Annotated in this window: 15 protein-coding genes; 8 read left to right on the top strand and 7 right to left on the bottom strand. The window is 46.0% G+C overall.

Going from position 1 to position 15218, the window contains the following annotated elements:
* Positions 1-12 precede the first annotated feature (12 nt).
* Complete coding sequence (locus C9J01_RS00425) at positions 13-1380, bottom strand: glutamine synthetase family protein (protein ID WP_107296141.1); 1368 nt, start codon at positions 1378-1380, stop codon at positions 13-15.
* Between the two features lie 231 nt (positions 1381-1611).
* On the opposite strand from C9J01_RS00425, the gene C9J01_RS00430 reads away from it, so the two are divergent.
* The 3 genes from C9J01_RS00430 to C9J01_RS00440 all read left to right on the top strand — a co-directional run bounded on the left by C9J01_RS00430 (position 1612) and on the right by C9J01_RS00440 (position 3196).
* Positions 1612-2289 (top strand): DNA alkylation repair protein, encoded by a 678-nt coding sequence (locus C9J01_RS00430; protein ID WP_107296142.1) that lies wholly within the window; start codon positions 1612-1614, stop codon positions 2287-2289.
* A 141-nt stretch (positions 2290-2430) separates the two neighbouring features.
* A complete protein-coding gene (locus tag C9J01_RS00435; RefSeq protein WP_107296143.1) occupies positions 2431-2781 on the top strand; it encodes a RidA family protein in 351 nt (116 codons plus the stop codon).
* 94 nt (positions 2782-2875) lie between these two features.
* On the top strand, positions 2876-3196 hold the full coding sequence (locus C9J01_RS00440) for a DUF1496 domain-containing protein (RefSeq protein WP_107296144.1): 321 nt from the start codon (positions 2876-2878) through the stop codon (positions 3194-3196).
* A 140-nt stretch (positions 3197-3336) separates the two neighbouring features.
* Here C9J01_RS00440 and C9J01_RS29730 read toward each other — a convergent pair whose 3' ends face one another.
* The 4 genes from C9J01_RS29730 to C9J01_RS00455 all read right to left on the bottom strand — a co-directional run bounded on the left by C9J01_RS29730 (position 3337) and on the right by C9J01_RS00455 (position 7979).
* A complete protein-coding gene (locus C9J01_RS29730; protein ID WP_170114867.1) occupies positions 3337-3501 on the bottom strand; it encodes a hypothetical protein in 165 nt (54 codons plus the stop codon).
* A 348-nt stretch (positions 3502-3849) separates the two neighbouring features.
* The gene (locus C9J01_RS00445; protein WP_039456122.1) at positions 3850-4149 is read right to left on the bottom strand and encodes a YfcZ/YiiS family protein; all 300 of its coding nucleotides are present in this window, start codon (positions 4147-4149) and stop codon (positions 3850-3852) included.
* A 179-nt stretch (positions 4150-4328) separates the two neighbouring features.
* Positions 4329-6254 (bottom strand): RecQ family ATP-dependent DNA helicase, encoded by a 1926-nt coding sequence (locus C9J01_RS00450; protein ID WP_107296145.1) that lies wholly within the window; start codon positions 6252-6254, stop codon positions 4329-4331.
* Positions 6255-6392: 138 nt separating this feature from the next.
* Positions 6393-7979 carry a methyl-accepting chemotaxis protein gene (locus C9J01_RS00455; RefSeq protein WP_107296146.1) on the bottom strand — a complete coding sequence of 529 codons (1587 nt, stop codon included), beginning with the start codon at positions 7977-7979 and terminating at the stop codon, positions 6393-6395.
* Between the two features lie 413 nt (positions 7980-8392).
* Between C9J01_RS00455 and C9J01_RS00460 the strand changes: the two genes are divergently transcribed.
* From C9J01_RS00460 to C9J01_RS00475, 4 genes are all read left to right on the top strand, one after another.
* On the top strand, positions 8393-10036 hold the full coding sequence (locus tag C9J01_RS00460; RefSeq protein ID WP_107296147.1) for a methyl-accepting chemotaxis protein: 1644 nt from the start codon (positions 8393-8395) through the stop codon (positions 10034-10036).
* 132 nt (positions 10037-10168) lie between these two features.
* Positions 10169-11113 (top strand): SPFH domain-containing protein, encoded by a 945-nt coding sequence (locus C9J01_RS00465; RefSeq protein ID WP_107296148.1) that lies wholly within the window; start codon positions 10169-10171, stop codon positions 11111-11113.
* The gene (locus C9J01_RS00470) at positions 11110-11568 is read left to right on the top strand and encodes an NfeD family protein (RefSeq protein ID WP_107296149.1); all 459 of its coding nucleotides are present in this window, start codon (positions 11110-11112) and stop codon (positions 11566-11568) included. Before C9J01_RS00465 ends, C9J01_RS00470 begins: the two co-directional genes overlap by 4 nt.
* A 382-nt stretch (positions 11569-11950) precedes the next feature.
* Positions 11951-12790: a 2OG-Fe(II) oxygenase family protein gene (locus C9J01_RS00475; protein ID WP_107296150.1), complete on the top strand. Its 840-nt coding sequence runs from the start codon at positions 11951-11953 to the stop codon at positions 12788-12790.
* An 86-nt stretch (positions 12791-12876) separates the two neighbouring features.
* Here the strand turns inward: C9J01_RS00475 and C9J01_RS00480 are convergent, their stop codons facing one another.
* Positions 12877-13281 (bottom strand): hypothetical protein, encoded by a 405-nt coding sequence (locus C9J01_RS00480; protein WP_107296151.1) that lies wholly within the window; start codon positions 13279-13281, stop codon positions 12877-12879.
* 279 nt (positions 13282-13560) lie between these two features.
* Here C9J01_RS00480 and C9J01_RS00485 point away from each other — a divergent pair, with 279 nt between their 5' ends.
* Entirely contained in the window at positions 13561-14019 is a 459-nt protein-coding gene (locus C9J01_RS00485) for a c-type cytochrome (RefSeq protein WP_107296152.1), read from the top strand.
* A 64-nt stretch (positions 14020-14083) separates the two neighbouring features.
* Here the strand turns inward: C9J01_RS00485 and C9J01_RS00490 are convergent, their stop codons facing one another.
* Entirely contained in the window at positions 14084-15082 is a 999-nt protein-coding gene (locus tag C9J01_RS00490; protein ID WP_158264466.1) for a YdcF family protein, read from the bottom strand.
* Positions 15083-15218: the final 136 nt, after the last annotated feature.

Raw genomic sequence — 15218 nt, forward strand, 5'->3', positions numbered from 1 at the left:
CCTTTCCTCGTCTCAAATGATTTCGAAGTAACGGCTGAGCTCCCAGTCGGTTACATGTTTCCTGAACTCTCGGTCTTCCCATTCCCTTGAGGCGGCAAAGTGGTCGACAAAAGCCTGCCCGAACAAGGAGGCTGCGACATCTGACTGCTTAAACCTTTGGGTGGCATCCCATAGTGTCCGTGGTAGGGCGAGGGTCTCGCTATGAGTTTGTTGGTAAGCATTCCCTAACACGGGCTCTGTTGGCTCCCAAGCTTGTTCGATACCGATAAGCCCCGAGCCAAGCGCTGCAGCTAGTGCTAGGAAAGGGTTGGCATCTGCAGCCCCAATACGGTATTCGATACGCTGGGATTTTTCAGAACCGGTGATCACCCTCAGTGACGTTGTACGGTTTTCAATACCCCAAGTAGCATCAGTGGGGGCCCAGAACCCAGGTATCATTCGGCTATAGCTGTTAACTGAGGGGGCGACCATACAGAGCAACTCCGGCATCAAACGCTGCTGGCCGGCTAAGAAGTGCCGTTGTAAGGCACTCATCGAGTGGGTTTCTTTGTTGTCGAAAAAGACATTGTTGCCATCCTGGTCGCGAAGAGAAAGGTGAATATGGCCACTTTGACCAGGATAGTCGTTGCTCCATTTCGCCATGAAGGTAGCCATCAAATCGTTTTTCTGCGCCAGCACTTTCATGTAGGTTTTGAATAGTGCCGCTTTGTCGGCAGCATGGCATGCGTGGTCGACGGCAATGGCAGCTTCGATAACACCTGGACCGGTTTCTGAATGGATCCCTTCGATAGGAAAGTCCATGGTTTCAGCCATAGCGAGGATTGATTTGTAGAGCTCTGAGTAGGTTGAGTTGCGTATCATTGAGTAACCAAACCAATCTGGGGTGATTGGCTCGAGGTTTCTGAAGCCTTTCTCACGAACGGAATGTGGCGTTTCTCGGAACAGGAAGAATTCATACTCGAAGGCGGCTCTTGGGATCAGCCCCATCGATTTGGCTTTATCAAGTACTCTGCGCAATGTGGCCCTCGGGCAAACCGATTCGGCTTCGCCGGCAAACTCTGCCATAAACAGCAACATGCCGTCTTCATCTAACACATCGCGGCAACTGGAAGGGATAATCTTGACAGGCGCATCAGGGTAGCCTGTATGCCAGCCGGTGTACTGAGTATTGTCGTAGAGCTGATCTTTAACATCCCAACCTAACACCACATCACAAAAGGCAAACCCTTTATCGAGCGAAGAGAAAAATTTTTCCTTCGACATATACTTGCCACGCATCACTCCGTCATTGTCGAACAGGCCGACTTTGACATGGCTGAGTTTTCGCTCCTCGATAATCTGCTTGGCATCGTCAACGGTTCTGACCTCTCTTGGCTGCATAGGTGGGTATCCCTTCTGTAATTTACTAAGCGGTGGTTAGGAAAATAGGCAACTAAGTGTCATGACTAGGATTTTTTTATTATTGATATAAACCTAGGTAGAGGTCAGACATTCGTCAACCTTATCAATACGGTGAAAAAGTCTCACTTGTAAGACGTTGGTATTGCGTCAATAACTGTGTTCCAATATCAGAAAATATTTTAATGATAAGTAAAGAAAAGGAAGTTATTGATGTCACTTGTTATTCCTATGGTGATATTCATGCAGCAGCGAATGGCCGAAGCGGGAAATACCGATGATGCGAAGGCCATGCAAGCGTATATGAAAACCGAGCAGCCATTCTATGGCGTGAAATCTCCAGAGCGTAAGGCGATATTTAAACAAGCCCGCGAGCACACAAAAATCTCCAGTTTCATCGAGTACAAGCGATTGGTGCTTTGGTTATGGTCCGGGGAAAACCGTGAGGAGCAGTACCTTGCGATGGATGCAGCCGAATATTACAAGTCTTTCAGGACCCTAGAGGCATTTCCTGTTTACGAAGAGATGCTTAACGAGGCTAGTCATTGGGATACCGTGGATAAACTCGCCTCTAACCTCATCGGTCCATTGGTGAAGGAACACCGAGAATTGGAAGGTGTTGTCCGTGGCTGGCGTGAGTCAGAAAATATGTGGCTTCGCAGGGCATCATTGCTGGTTCACCTCAAGCATAAAGCTGAGACCAACCTTCCATTGCTTGAAGAAACCATTTTGATGTTAGCCAGTGAGAAAGAGTTTTTTATTCGCAAGGCGATTGGTTGGGTGCTTAGGGAGTATGCCAAAACAGATGCGGAGTTTGTGAAGCGCTTTGTAAGGACTCATCAAGAACAATTATCTTCTTTGAGTCGACAAGAAGCATTGAAGAATATATAAACGATCGATTACCTATCAAATTGATAGTTATAAATTCTTTTTACTGGGTTGGGTGTAGTTGATAGTATAGCGGTGAGCCGTAATCAGCGGAATTACATTTAAACAAGGCCCTCAGGCCCCAATAACATAAAGGCAATTATTGTGATTGAACGTCAAGAAACTGGTCAGCGTATGAGTCGTATCGTTAAGCATAACGGTACCGTTTACCTTTGCGGCCAGGTGTGTGCAGATGCAACCCAAGGTATCACTGAGCAAACCCAAACGATGCTGGATAAAGTAGAAAAGCTACTAGAGCAAGCGGGAAGTGATAAAGAGCACATGCTGTCAGCGACTATTTATATCAAAGATATGAAAGACTTCGCTGAAATGAACGCAGTATGGGACAACTGGGTACCTGCTGGCCATGCTCCGGCCCGTGCTTGTGTTGAAGCGAGTATGGCACGTGAAGCGTTGCTGGTGGAAATTTCTGTTGTTGCAGCAGTTAAAGAATAAACACTGCCGTTTTCCTTAAGTGGAAAGCTAAATTGGTCGATGTAATGACTGAGTGATGTAATTTTTGTGCATAGGACTTTCCAAGGAGGAGTGGATGACAATAGCAAGGTGTAGTCGCTTACAGGCTTTTTATAATCCTGTGGGTAAACCCCAGTTCTTGATATTATTGGTGTCACTACTAACGACATTACTCCTCTCTCAGCCCATAATGGCGAAAGAGATATCGGTAAAGTCTCAGCCCAAAGTTAGCCTTGAAGGGACATTCAATACACAGCGTGTTTGCTTCTATGATGGTCAGTCTTATTCGTTAGGTTCGGTGATTTCGGTTGAAGGCGTTTTGCTTGAATGCCAACCTGAAAAACACTTTGAAACTAACGGTGCCCTGCAGTGGGTAAGGGTTGAAAAGAAATCCTAGCTTGGCGCTGTGAACGTTGAAGTCGATTATCTGTAAGCGATTGCATCACTGCGTAAGAAAATGCAGCCATTTCCTAACGGAACTGGCTGCATTGTCGTAACAGGGGGAACTGTTACGTGAATTTTAACGTCTGGATCGAATTAGCGAACTAGGCGGCCTGAATCAGGGCCTAGTTTACCGGTACCACCTTCATGGTGAGCCGTTTTCGCGCCCATTTCTTGCATCAAAAACTCTTTCAATGCGGCGGATTCGCGCTCGTTAGTTGGTTTCCAGTTAGAGATCACTCGTGCTTTATTGCTGTTCATCGAATATTTCCTTTTCTATCCATGATATGGGCTAGATATCATGTGCTTAGTGATTCATAAAGTTGCTGTCATTTTCATACAAAACGAAATCAATTTCCACTATTAATTCGCTATGCAAATGCACTTATTTTGATACCCATTGATAACAGAGAATCGCTCACAGGCATATCTGACCAGTTTTTCGGGAAAATATGCAAGCAAATGGAGTAACTATGTCCTTATTGAGTGCTTTGTTAAATATAGCTGCAAATGGACATAAAAAAAGCCGATACCCAAAGGGAATCGGCTTTTCTGGAATTTGAGAAAAGTGTTGTAAAATTACATAACTTTTCAGCCTGTTGAGGCCAATTAACGCATTAGCGAGCGTGTTTTAAGTTCGAAGATCAGCTTTTCAGCGCTGCATTCGAATTGGAAGCGTGCTGTCAGTTCAGTGCTGTCGTCTTGCATCGGGCTCACTTCATGCTTGAAGTTAGCGTTAACTTCTTTGGCAAGTGCTAGGTAGTTGGCAAGTTCAGCTTCTAGTGCTGCTTTATCACCACCGAAGATCTTTACGTCAGCAACATCATCATTTTCTTTGATGATGAAACCCATCTCAGCAGAGACACCGCAAGCTTCGCAGGTTTGGTATTCTTGGCTTTCGTTTGTCATGGCGTTTACTCTATCTCCATTTATATTATGCGGACATTCTAAAACGTTGTGACGAAGATCGCTACGGGGTAATGTTATTTTTCATAATACAAATGCGTATTGTGAAGTGAAAAAGAGAGAAGAAGTTGGTAGAAAGCATACCAACTTCTTTTTAATGAATAGCGATTGCCTGACCCGAACTAGGTAAGGTTCGGATAAAGCTGATGAATTTGCGTTAAGGTTTGCTGGAACGGGTATTGCTCCATCTTGCCAAAACCTGAAAACTGGCGGGCTTTAATGGCGGTATGAAGAGGGCTTGTCATACCACATAAGAAACGGGTTACTGCCGCTGCTGAGGGGGAAGAAGGACAAGCGGCAAGAAATGGGTCGCACCATGCCTTCAACATGTTCTCGGAGACATCGGCCAATTGGTTTTCTGCTGGTAGTGTTGCCACACTACCTCGACACACTGAACAATGGCCACATTGCTGCGGGGCTTGGTGATCAGCAAAGTAACTTGCCAGTTCATGGCTGAGGCATTGCTCGCTTTCGAAGAAGGCCAGCATGTTGTCTAACCGGGTGATTTCACTTTGCTCCTTCGCTTTGAACAACTGGTAAAGTCGGGCAGCCTCTTGTTGGATATCGAAGTTCGGGTTTATCACTCGATACACATCGGTCATTTGTTTGCTTTCTAGGGCAACCCAGCCTTTTTCGCTGAAATAGTCGATTGCAGCAACCACACGCTTCCGTTCTGCTTGGGTAGTCTGCCACAACGCATCAAAATCAACGGTATGCCAGGTTCTGGCCTTCGGTGAGCAGGCAAAGATGTTGCTGACGAACTGTTGTCGTTCACCTTGGAACTGGTTGATAATAAATTGCTGATCAACCAGTAGTTTGAAGCGATAATCTGCAAAGTAAGTATATTGAGGCTCAATAATATGGGCCATTTCTAAATACACCAGCAAGGTCTTCAAAGGTAACATACGGATGTTACTCTCCTTAGATAGCCGTAACTGTACCACTTCCCACTGAGGTGCATTTTGTTGGATTAACCTAAGTACCGTTTCTATCGCTGACTGATCCGGTGTGTCGCCATAAACGAAATTTTCCAGTACATTGAGGCCCGATTTACTGCCTAGCAAAATACAATCGGAGTGCTGTTCATCACGCCCTGCACGGCCAATTTCTTGGCTGTAGTTTTCGATTGATTTAGGCAGGTCAAAATGGATAACCCTGCGGATATCCGACTTATCAATCCCCATGCCGAAAGCGATAGTGGCAATAATGCATTGGTGCTTGCCAGCCATAAAGTCATTTTGTATTTGCTGGCGGCGCTCGCTATCCATGCCAGCGTGATAGGCCTGTGCCATTACCCCTTGCTGTTGAAGGTAATTGGCAAGATCCTCAGCCGTTTTTTGCAAAGTCACATAAACAATCGTCGGCAGTGACGGATCATTGTTGAGGGTATGGAATAACGTTGATTGTTTCTCGGCGTCTGGTGTCGGAGCAATGGTTAAATCGAGATTCGGTCTATAGAAACCAGTAATAACGATATTGTCTTCACCAATACCAAACTTTTGACCCATATCTTCGATAACCGCAGGGGTTGCTGTCGCTGTCAGCAATAGAACCTGTGGGATATTCAGCAAATGGCGGTATTGCGGAAGTTTGAGGTAATCCGGACGGAAGTTATGCCCCCACTCGGAAATACAGTGGGCTTCGTCAACAACCAATAAAGAGATTGGCACTTGGGAGATAAACTGGCGGAAGCGCTCATTGTTTAATCGCTCGACTGAAATCATCAAGATTTTAATCTTGCCGGAACGTACCCCTTGCATCACCTGCTGGGTCTCTTCCCATGTCTGGCTTGAATCGATAGAGGCTGCGGGTATCCCTTTACTGTGGAGGAAACTGATTTGGTCTTTCATTAGTGCCAATAGAGGCGAGATAACCAGTGTCAGGTGTGGGAGTTGCAAAGCAGGGAGTTGGTAACACAGCGATTTGCCTGAACCGGTTGGAAAGATAGCGGCAGCAGAGTGGCCTTCAACGACTTTGCTGATCACCTCATCCTGACCTGGACGCAGGTTATCAAAGCCAAAATATTGTTTAAGGTTATCGAGATACATGGGCACGACTAAAAAAGGGGCAATTCACTGATCATACCTAAGTATGGAGGAATTGCCCATGTCGTGGTCGCGATTACTACCCAGCTCTTATTGCACTATTCTCGTTGGCTAAAAGTTGCAGCAAACTGTGAAGTGGCGCTAATGACGTTTAAACCGATCTGCGAGCAGGTAGAAATCATCAACACGGCGTTTGAGTTCAGCACTGCTTTGTTCAACTTGGTTGACGCCTTCAAGGTTTTGCTGCGAAGTATCAGCCAGGGCATGAATGTGTTCGCTGGTTTGCTGGGCGTGGGCTTCTTGGCTTTGCGCTGATGAAGATACCTGGTCGACGAGCTCGTTAATCGCCTGCATATTCTGCTCAACAGCCCCAAGCGCTTCCGCACCTTGGGCTGCTTGCTCGACACATGCCAAGGTATCATCGTGATTATTCTTTATCAGTACCTGCCAGTTTTCGATGGTAGCTAGCATATTGCCGATACTTGTTTGAATTTGTTCGGTTGCAGTTTGTGTTCTGGAGGACAGGGCACGGACTTCATCAGCTACGACGGCAAAACCCCGGCCATGCTCTCCAGCCCTTGCCGCTTCAATGGCGGCATTGAGTGCCAGCAAGTTGGTTTGGTCGGCAATTCCACTGATTTCAGACATAACAGCACTTACTGTTTCCGCCTCTGTACTGAGTTTGTCAGTCGCATCGGTCGCTTGTCGGGCTTGGGTTGATAAAGCGTTCAAGCTTGACTGGGTCGCATCTAATTGGGTACGGGTAACGGAGCACTGGCCTCTAGTGAGATCCAATAGTTGGTGGCTCTCGCCAGCATGGAGTGAAATGGTTCGGGCTGAGTCTGAGATGTTATCAATAGCCGTGGCCATGTACTGGATATTCTTGTTTTGATCGCAGATGGCGCTATTTACTTTATGGGTTGTCGCGTTTAAATCATCTGCTAAATCATGCAACGGAGCGGCTGAATCGGTCATTCTCCCGAGCACTGTCCGCATGCCTGCAGATGCCATTTTCAAGTGGTAATCGACCACCGAGTAGCTATCACTACCAGAAAAAATAGCTCGGCTGAGGCTGTCATACTGAGACTTTAATTGCTCGATTTTAGATGGGGTACCGAATAACTCCTGACGGAATAAGGTGCCCAAGACGAGTGCTGGTGTAAAGCCAAGCAAGGCATTAATGCTAGCCCCTTCAGACAGTAAAGTCGCTAAAGATGGGATGGCACAGGCAGTAATGAGCAGGCCATATTTTAAAGGTGAAGACAGTTTGAATGAGATGGACTTACCACCGCGCTCAGCTTTGATCAACGCCTTGTAGGCGGATTCAGCTGTTTTGACCAACTGCGCTTCAGGTTTAACCCGGACTGATTGATATCCGACGACCTTGCCGTGTTCATAAATCGGGGTGACATAAGCATCGACCCAGTAGTAGCCACCGGATTTGGTGCGGTTTTTGACGATACCCCGCCAAGGCTTGCCGGCTTGGATCTGTTGCCATAGATCAGCAAAAGCGACCTTTGGCATATCTGGGTGGCGGATAATATTGTGGTTTTGTCCCAGCAATTCTTGTTCAGAATACCCGGCAACACAGCAGAAAGCGGCATTGCTATAGGTGATAACCCCATTAAGGTCCGTCGTGGAGACTAATTGCTCACCTTGTGCGAATGTCACTTCCTGATTGTGGTTTGGCTGGTGGGTAGCATTGACTGTTGGTGTTGAGCGCGTCACTAGATAACCCTTTGTATGTATATTGTTGTTTTTTGGGCAATGAGAGCATACCAATGTAGCAAATGGAAATGATTTGTCTTTTTTTGACTTGAAATGTTAACTCGGGCGTATTGTGCTGTTAATTTGTAATCAAATTAGACGTTTGCCAAATTTTTGACGCACTTTGTTTATGGGTCACCAGCGGTACAAGTAACACTTCATATAACGTATTGTAATGAACTAGGTTGAATATTTACTGTTGCAGGAAAATGACCCATTGTGAGAGTGGTAAAGTGGCCCTTCAAAAAATATCTCTTTGATTTAAATAGCTAATCTGCTGCCTGCATTCTTCAGTTTTGCTTCTTGTTTCAGTTTGAACCTGTAGCGGAATGCTGTTGAGAGCCATTAGGGAATACAATAATTTGGAGTACGTTATGCCATGGATTCATCATCTTAGCTTTCGCTGGAAGTTTCTTATTCCCGTCATCTTTTCCGTTACCATGTTCACGATATGTTTAAGCATTGTGATCAGCGTTTCAAACGATCAAAATCGTATGAATGCATTCCAAGATCAGCAGATACAGCCTGTACTGTCGCAGATGGATCAAGGATACAGAGACCTTTACGAAGTGATTACTGTATCACAAGGGATAGTTCTGGCTTCTGGGGATGCTGAGTTACTCGCTTATAACAAAGCGCTTTTTGCCGAAAATGAGCCCCCGGCTTTAAAGCGGTTGCTGTCTGCACAAACACTGGTCGCAGACGGTTACATCGATGGGGCCAACCAACAACTCCTCAATGTTATCCGTTCAAAGTACTATCAGTGGATAACCCACTATCAGTATATCTATGACAACCCTCAAATGGCCGAAAGCTATTATCTCGACAACCGTGACGTGATGAATAATAGCTTTACTGCTTTGATCGACCCGTTTTTGCTGCTGCGAAAAACGATTGAAGAAAAAGATAAATACGTAAAGCAGGAACTGAACGAAAAAGTAGAGTCGGTAACGGCGTTACTCAAGGTCGGCGGTGGAATAACAGTGCTTGTTTCTCTTTTCGGTACTTGGCTGCTTTCAAATATTATTATCTCGCCGCTAAAACGGCTATCTGTTGCGATGCATGATATAGCTTCGGGGGATGGGGATTTAACTCAACGCGTGAAAGTCGACAGTCAAGATGAGGTGGGGCAGTTCGCGGAAGGTTTTAATGCATTTGTGTCGACTATCCATCACACAATATTAGATGTTTCTGCAACACTCGAAGTCGTGCAAAAGGCGACGGGGAATATCCAGCATGAATCCCAAGAAGTTGCCGGCCATGCCGAAGCACAGCAAGTAGAAAGTGCCCATGTCGCATCAGCAGTCCATAAGATGAGTGCGACTATCGACGATGTTAGCCAGCATGCAGGTGAAGCCGCGCAGGCTAGTCAGCATGCCAATGGTGAATCCAAGGCTGCAAAATCGGTATTGGGTGACGCGGTGCAGTCAATTCACCAGTTGGCGGACGATATCGAGAGTTCAAGCCAGGTAATTTTGGATCTTGAGCAGGATGTAGGAACTATTGCCTCGGTTCTCGATGTGATCCGCGGTATTGCGGAACAAACTAACCTGTTAGCACTCAATGCCGCTATTGAAGCTGCGCGGGCCGGTGAACAGGGCCGGGGGTTTGCTGTTGTGGCTGATGAAGTACGTTCGCTAGCAAGCAAAACCCAAGTGAGCACTGGGGAAATCCAGACGATGATCGAACGGCTGCAACTGGGCTCCAAAGAAGCCGTAGAGGCTATGGCGCGAAGTCGAGAAAGTGGTATCGCAACGGTTAGCCAAGCCAACAAAGCCAATGAGTCGCTGGATCTTATTAATCATTCTATTGAAGTGATCAATGATATGAACCTGCAAATTGCAGCAGCGGCAAAGCAGCAGAGCCTAGTCAGTGAAGATATCAGCCAGAATGTCCAGAAAATTGCCGATAAAAGTCAGGGGGTAGTCGATAAAATTACCATGACCAAAGATGCCTTTGGCCAGTTGGCTGCGCAATGCCACCAACTACGTGGTCAAGTTGGACGCTTTCGGGTTTGATGACTGGTGTGAATGAATTTGACTGTAAAAGAGAGTCTTTTTATTGAAAGTCAGTAGCCTAGCCATTGTATTGGTATGGTTGCATAGGCTATTCTGACTACCAACTGAACGCTGTATATTAAGGAGAGTAACATGCCGTACGATACTTTGGTCACTGTCGGCGTATTTATCGTCGTGGCAATTGTCTTTATTGCTTCTGGTGTCAAAACCGTTCCGCAGGGAAGTGAGTGGACAGTAGAACGTTTTGGCCGGTATACCAAAACGCTCCGTCCAGGCCTTAATTTGATTGTGCCATTTATTGATCAGATTGGTAATAAGATCAACATGATGGAACGAGTGTTAGATATCCCTGCCCAAGAGGTTATCTCGCGTGATAATGCCAATGTGACAATTGACGCAGTGTGCTTTGTACAGGTAATCGATGCTGCCAAAGCTGCTTATGAAGTGACGGATTTGGAACACGCTATCCGCAACCTGACTCTTACTAACATCCGTACCGTACTTGGTTCGATGGAGCTTGATGAGATGCTCTCCCAGCGCGATACCATCAATGGTAGGTTGTTGACGATTGTGGATCAGGCAACCAATCCTTGGGGGGTAAAAGTTACCCGTATCGAAATCAAAGATGTTCAGCCGCCAGCAGATTTGACGTCGGCAATGAATGCCCAGATGAAAGCTGAGCGTAATAAACGTGCTGAGGTGTTAGAGGCTGAAGGGGTTAGACAAGCCGAAATCTTGCGCGCAGAAGGTCATAAGCAATCTGAAATCTTGCGTGCTGAAGGTGATAAGCAAGCTGCTATTTTACAGGCAGAGGCGAGGGAACGTGCTGCTGAAGCTGAAGCAAGGGCGACGGCAATGGTTTCTGATGCGATTGCAAAAGGGGACTTGCAGGCGGTTAACTACTTTATCGCCCAAGGGTACACCGAGGCATTGAAAACTATCGGCCAAGCTGAAAATGGTAAAATTATTATGCTACCGCTGGAAGCAACGGGCTTGATGGGTTCAGTTGCAGGGATCACCGAGATCTTAAGCCAGACGGGGCGCAATAAAGAGGGTGAGAAAGGTAAGCAGGCATGATCACGCTACTTGAGCAAATGAATGTCTGGCACTGGCTAGCGCTGGGCTTGGTATTATTGCTACTTGAATTATTAGGCACCGCTGGATACCTACTATGGCTTGGTGTATCCGCTTTATTGGTCGGGGCGATTTTGTTCTTCCTGCCGCTCGGTTGGGAAATGCAGTGGCTGACTTTTGCGGTGTTCTGTTTGTTCACCACTTGGTTGTGGTGGCGTTATCAGCACAAAAAAGATAAGGCCGGCGATGAGCAACGCAGCTTGAACCAACGTTCCGAGCAATTAGTCGGGCAAACCTGTGTACTTGATAATGACTTTCCGATCGGTCAAGGTCGCTTGCAACTTGGCGATACAACCTGGTCTGCCAAATCAGAGGCCAATATTCCCGCTGGAACCTTGGTCGAGGTTGTTCGGGTTGAAGGCATCGTTGTCGTTATCCAAGAAAAAGCCAACCAGTAATAGCAAAGAATGAGCAATATTGAGTGGTGGCGTGTAATGGTAAGTTTATGCGGATTGCTTCGACTATATTGGCTCTGTGCTTGAGGACACAACCTTGCAGCACAACTTAATACTGCTGAGCTGACGATCTACCCATTAGTCATGTTCAGTCAGTGTTGGGTGTCTTCATACTACTTAAATGTGTTTGTAATTTGCTGGTATTGCCTCTGCTTATGCGGAGGCATTTTTTTATGTTTCCTGTTGTGAACAGATTGTTTCCAAAATGGCTGTGTAGGTTGTTTGATGCAAACGATAAAATGCCATGCAACCGATTACGTCGGTAAAAATAGCCAAGCTACTTGGTATAAAAATAACGAGTCAGTCAGATAGAAGAAGATTAATTATGAAATTGGAAGCAGTTGATTACAATGCGCCCGATGCCGCCGAGCGTTTTGTCGAGTCACTCCGTAATACCGGTTTTGGTGTTCTTAAGAACCACCCAATCCAGCAGCAGCTAGTTCAGTCGATTTATGACAATTGGCAAGGATTTTTTAACACCGAAGAGAAAGACAACTTCCGTTTTAATGTTGACACGCAGGACGGTTTTTTCCCTTCAGAAGTATCGGAAGTGGCTAAAGGCCACTCCAAGAAAGACATCAAGGAATATTTCCACTACTACCCATGGGGTCAGTGCCCAGACACGCTAAAAGCAGAGTTGCAGCGTTACTACGAGGAAGCCAATAAACTGGCAAGCCAGCTACTAGGTTGGGTCGAAGAGCATTCTCCGGCAAATGTATCTGAACTGTATTCTCAGCCGCTGTCGTCGATGATTGATGGAAGCGAAAAGACCTTGCTACGTGTACTTCACTACCCGCCGCTAAAAGGTGATGAAGAGTTGGGCGCTATCCGTGCAGGTGCCCACGAAGATATCAACCTACTAACGGTGCTACCTGCTGCCAATGAGCCTGGCCTTCAGGTATTGACCAAAGAAGGCGAGTGGCTGGATGTGCCGTGTGATTTTGGAAACCTGATCATCAATATCGGCGATATGCTGCAAGAAGCTTCTGGGGGTTACTTCCCGTCGACGACGCACCGTGTAATCAACCCTGAAGGGGCGGACAAGACGAAAGCGCGTATTTCACTCCCGTTATTCCTGCACCCTAAACCAGAGGTTGTGCTGTCAGAGCGCCATACTGCGAACAGTTATCTGATGGAGCGTCTGCGCGAGTTGGGTGTTATCTAAAGTACCAACTAGAGCAAATCTTTTAGAACAGCCCGGCTTTTGCCGGGCTGTTTTTATTAGTACTTTAAAGTAAGTAGCAAGGTTTGTTATACCTTATCGGGATTATTGCCTGCCTTTTCAAAGTAGAACTTGTACTCACGTACGCCGTCTATTTGTACCCCTTTATCCCTTAATTCGAGGTACTGCTGCAGTTTTACCGTTCTGAAATCCAATGCTTTCAGAGCTAGGATGATACGCAGCTCATCCATTGAACGTGACTTGGCACTTGAGCTACAGGAGCCACAGATAACATGTGTCTTTGCTTTGAAACCGGTCTTATCTAGCCAGCCGAGTGCCTTAGGCGTGTTACGCTCGCCACAAAAATAACAGCGATTGTCTTGTTTTATAGCCGCTTGCTCTCTTAACGCTTTGGGACTCAGTGGCTTGTTAGCTGTAGGGGTGTTATTTTTGTTATTGCCACTAAAAGCCGAGAACTGAACTACGTTAGACATTTGGGTAACTCTCACAAATTAAGTGTTTTCGTTTAGACGTTGCTTACGGTTAATCCTAACCCTGTATCTTGCGCTAATCTACTTTTTCGAACTTCGCTGTTCGCCTCCTAAAGTCGCGCCCGAGCCAAACATTGCTCAATGTGCTCAGTATTTTTGACCTGAATCAACCAAGGCGGATTTAGCCGTTCATCTAGCCTGTAGTGCTTCACATCCACTCCTACACTTAACATAGCCACAGAATCTGTTGAACAAATCCAAGCAAAAGACAGGTGGTGATTTATGAAAACTTTATCATTACTACTTGGTACAGTATTAGTTGCCATATTAACTGGGTGTTCACCGCCCGAACGTGGTAATACCGCTGCGTTTACATTGCCACCGGGCAATGCCGCCCATGGTGAAGAGTTGTTCCAACACTACCAATGCCTCAGCTGCCACACTATGGAAGGCTATGAGCGTCCAGAAGTATTAGATGAATCTGGTGTGAGCGTAGAGCTAGGTGGCCCCGTACCAAGGCTTAAGAAGTATCAGGAATTGGTTATCTCGGTCATTAACCCAAGCCACCGTATTGCACAAGGGTTTGACCCCGGTGAAGTCGTCCGATCTGGCGAATCAATCATGCCAAGCTATAACGATGTGATGACCGTTACTGATTTGGTCGACCTTATCACCTTCCTTGAAAGTAAATACGAGCTAGAGCCTTTTGAATATACCCAGTATGAAGGGTTTTACTATTAGCATTTGACCTCCATCCGCCACGTGCGGTTTGAGAGTAAGGCCCATGGAGGGCCTTTTTTTTGTTCTATATTTGCGTGAAATGGCCACACTGAAAAGCCTTTAGCCCAGCTCCTCGAAGCGCATCAATATAGCAATTGATGCGTGTTTGTCCTGTTGGAATGGCATCTGGTGATAAGCCATCTTCGACGGCTATGTGGTCAAAAGTCATTGTAGCTACAGAATTACTATGACTGCTTTGTCGGCTTCTATATAGAACGGTCTCAAATAAAATCTGGGAACGGTGAACATGAATTGAAGCGCTGACTAACGTAGCTTTTCTGATCTCCTGAGCCTGCAAGATCCCCAAACTGCGTTGGGCGTTTTCTATCGTATTGATGGCTTTATCTTCTTTGATAATCCGTCTGCCATTGATTCCTCTTGCCAATAGCCAGCGTTCCATTTGTTCCGCTTCGGTTATCCCTGCTGTCTCTACACCGCCTGTGACAATGATAATACTGTCTGGATTAAGGGTTGCTATTTCGAGAGTTTTTTCCAGCCGTAATTCGAGAGGGGGGGCGATAGAACCATCAGCGTTGAGTTTATAACCAAGAGTAACAATGGCGTGCTTTGCATTTGGCTGTTGTGCTGAATTGGAGCCATTTTGACCATAAGTAATGGGAGTCTTTAGGTTACTTTCAATGATTGTGATAACCGCTCTTACAGTTTTGGCAGTAGATGGGGAAAGTTGGGACAGGGCATCAATATGTGAGTTGACCAATTCTGAATCAACTTGATAGTGACGCCATATCGCTAGGTATGTATGTAGGGATATTTGCTGCCACTGATTTGCTGTTTGTAGCGCTTGCTCGTATCCATTAATGGCTTCGTCGATTTTACCTTGGAAGCTAACCATATTCGCCATGGTCATGAGGATATTGATTGTCTCATCAGCTTTTGCCGAACTCAAAGCGTTAGTTAAGTAATGCAGGACCGCATCAAGATTGGAAACAGATTGCCCATTTAGGTTGAAGTTGTGGCGATGGGGGCTGTTATAGGCTTCCAGTGCCTGTTTGATGTTGTCCATGGGTAATCTATGCCTTAAGTTTGAATGCATGTGCTGCATAAGTCATCGTAACTTTCTACCAAAAGAAATCAAAGCACAAGCATATGAAAAGATCATAAAAACAGATTGTTAAGCTGATTAAACTTGATACTACACA

This window comes from Photobacterium rosenbergii (assembly GCF_003026455.1).
GTDB lineage: Bacteria > Pseudomonadota > Gammaproteobacteria > Enterobacterales > Vibrionaceae > Photobacterium > Photobacterium rosenbergii.

What these genes read in the sequence shown, in the direction of transcription:
- C9J01_RS00450 (WP_107296145.1), bottom strand. Translation starts at nt 6,254, where the DNA reads ATGTATCTCGATAACCTTAAACAATATTTTGGCTTTGATAACCTGCGT.
- C9J01_RS00445 (WP_039456122.1), bottom strand. Translation starts at nt 4,149, where the DNA reads ATGACAAACGAAAGCCAAGAATACCAAACCTGCGAAGCTTGCGGTGTC.
- C9J01_RS00440 (WP_107296144.1), top strand. Translation starts at nt 2,876, where the DNA reads ATGACAATAGCAAGGTGTAGTCGCTTACAGGCTTTTTATAATCCTGTG.
- C9J01_RS00485 (WP_107296152.1), top strand. Translation starts at nt 13,561, where the DNA reads ATGAAAACTTTATCATTACTACTTGGTACAGTATTAGTTGCCATATTA.
- C9J01_RS00490 (WP_158264466.1), bottom strand. Translation starts at nt 15,082, where the DNA reads ATGGACAACATCAAACAGGCACTGGAAGCCTATAACAGCCCCCATCGC.
- C9J01_RS00480 (WP_107296151.1), bottom strand. Translation starts at nt 13,281, where the DNA reads ATGTCTAACGTAGTTCAGTTCTCGGCTTTTAGTGGCAATAACAAAAAT.
- C9J01_RS29730 (WP_170114867.1), bottom strand. Translation starts at nt 3,501, where the DNA reads ATGAACAGCAATAAAGCACGAGTGATCTCTAACTGGAAACCAACTAAC.
- C9J01_RS00470 (WP_107296149.1), top strand. Translation starts at nt 11,110, where the DNA reads ATGATCACGCTACTTGAGCAAATGAATGTCTGGCACTGGCTAGCGCTG.
- C9J01_RS00475 (WP_107296150.1), top strand. Translation starts at nt 11,951, where the DNA reads ATGAAATTGGAAGCAGTTGATTACAATGCGCCCGATGCCGCCGAGCGT.
- C9J01_RS00430 (WP_107296142.1), top strand. Translation starts at nt 1,612, where the DNA reads ATGTCACTTGTTATTCCTATGGTGATATTCATGCAGCAGCGAATGGCC.
- C9J01_RS00460 (WP_107296147.1), top strand. Translation starts at nt 8,393, where the DNA reads ATGCCATGGATTCATCATCTTAGCTTTCGCTGGAAGTTTCTTATTCCC.
- C9J01_RS00425 (WP_107296141.1), bottom strand. Translation starts at nt 1,380, where the DNA reads ATGCAGCCAAGAGAGGTCAGAACCGTTGACGATGCCAAGCAGATTATC.
- C9J01_RS00465 (WP_107296148.1), top strand. Translation starts at nt 10,169, where the DNA reads ATGCCGTACGATACTTTGGTCACTGTCGGCGTATTTATCGTCGTGGCA.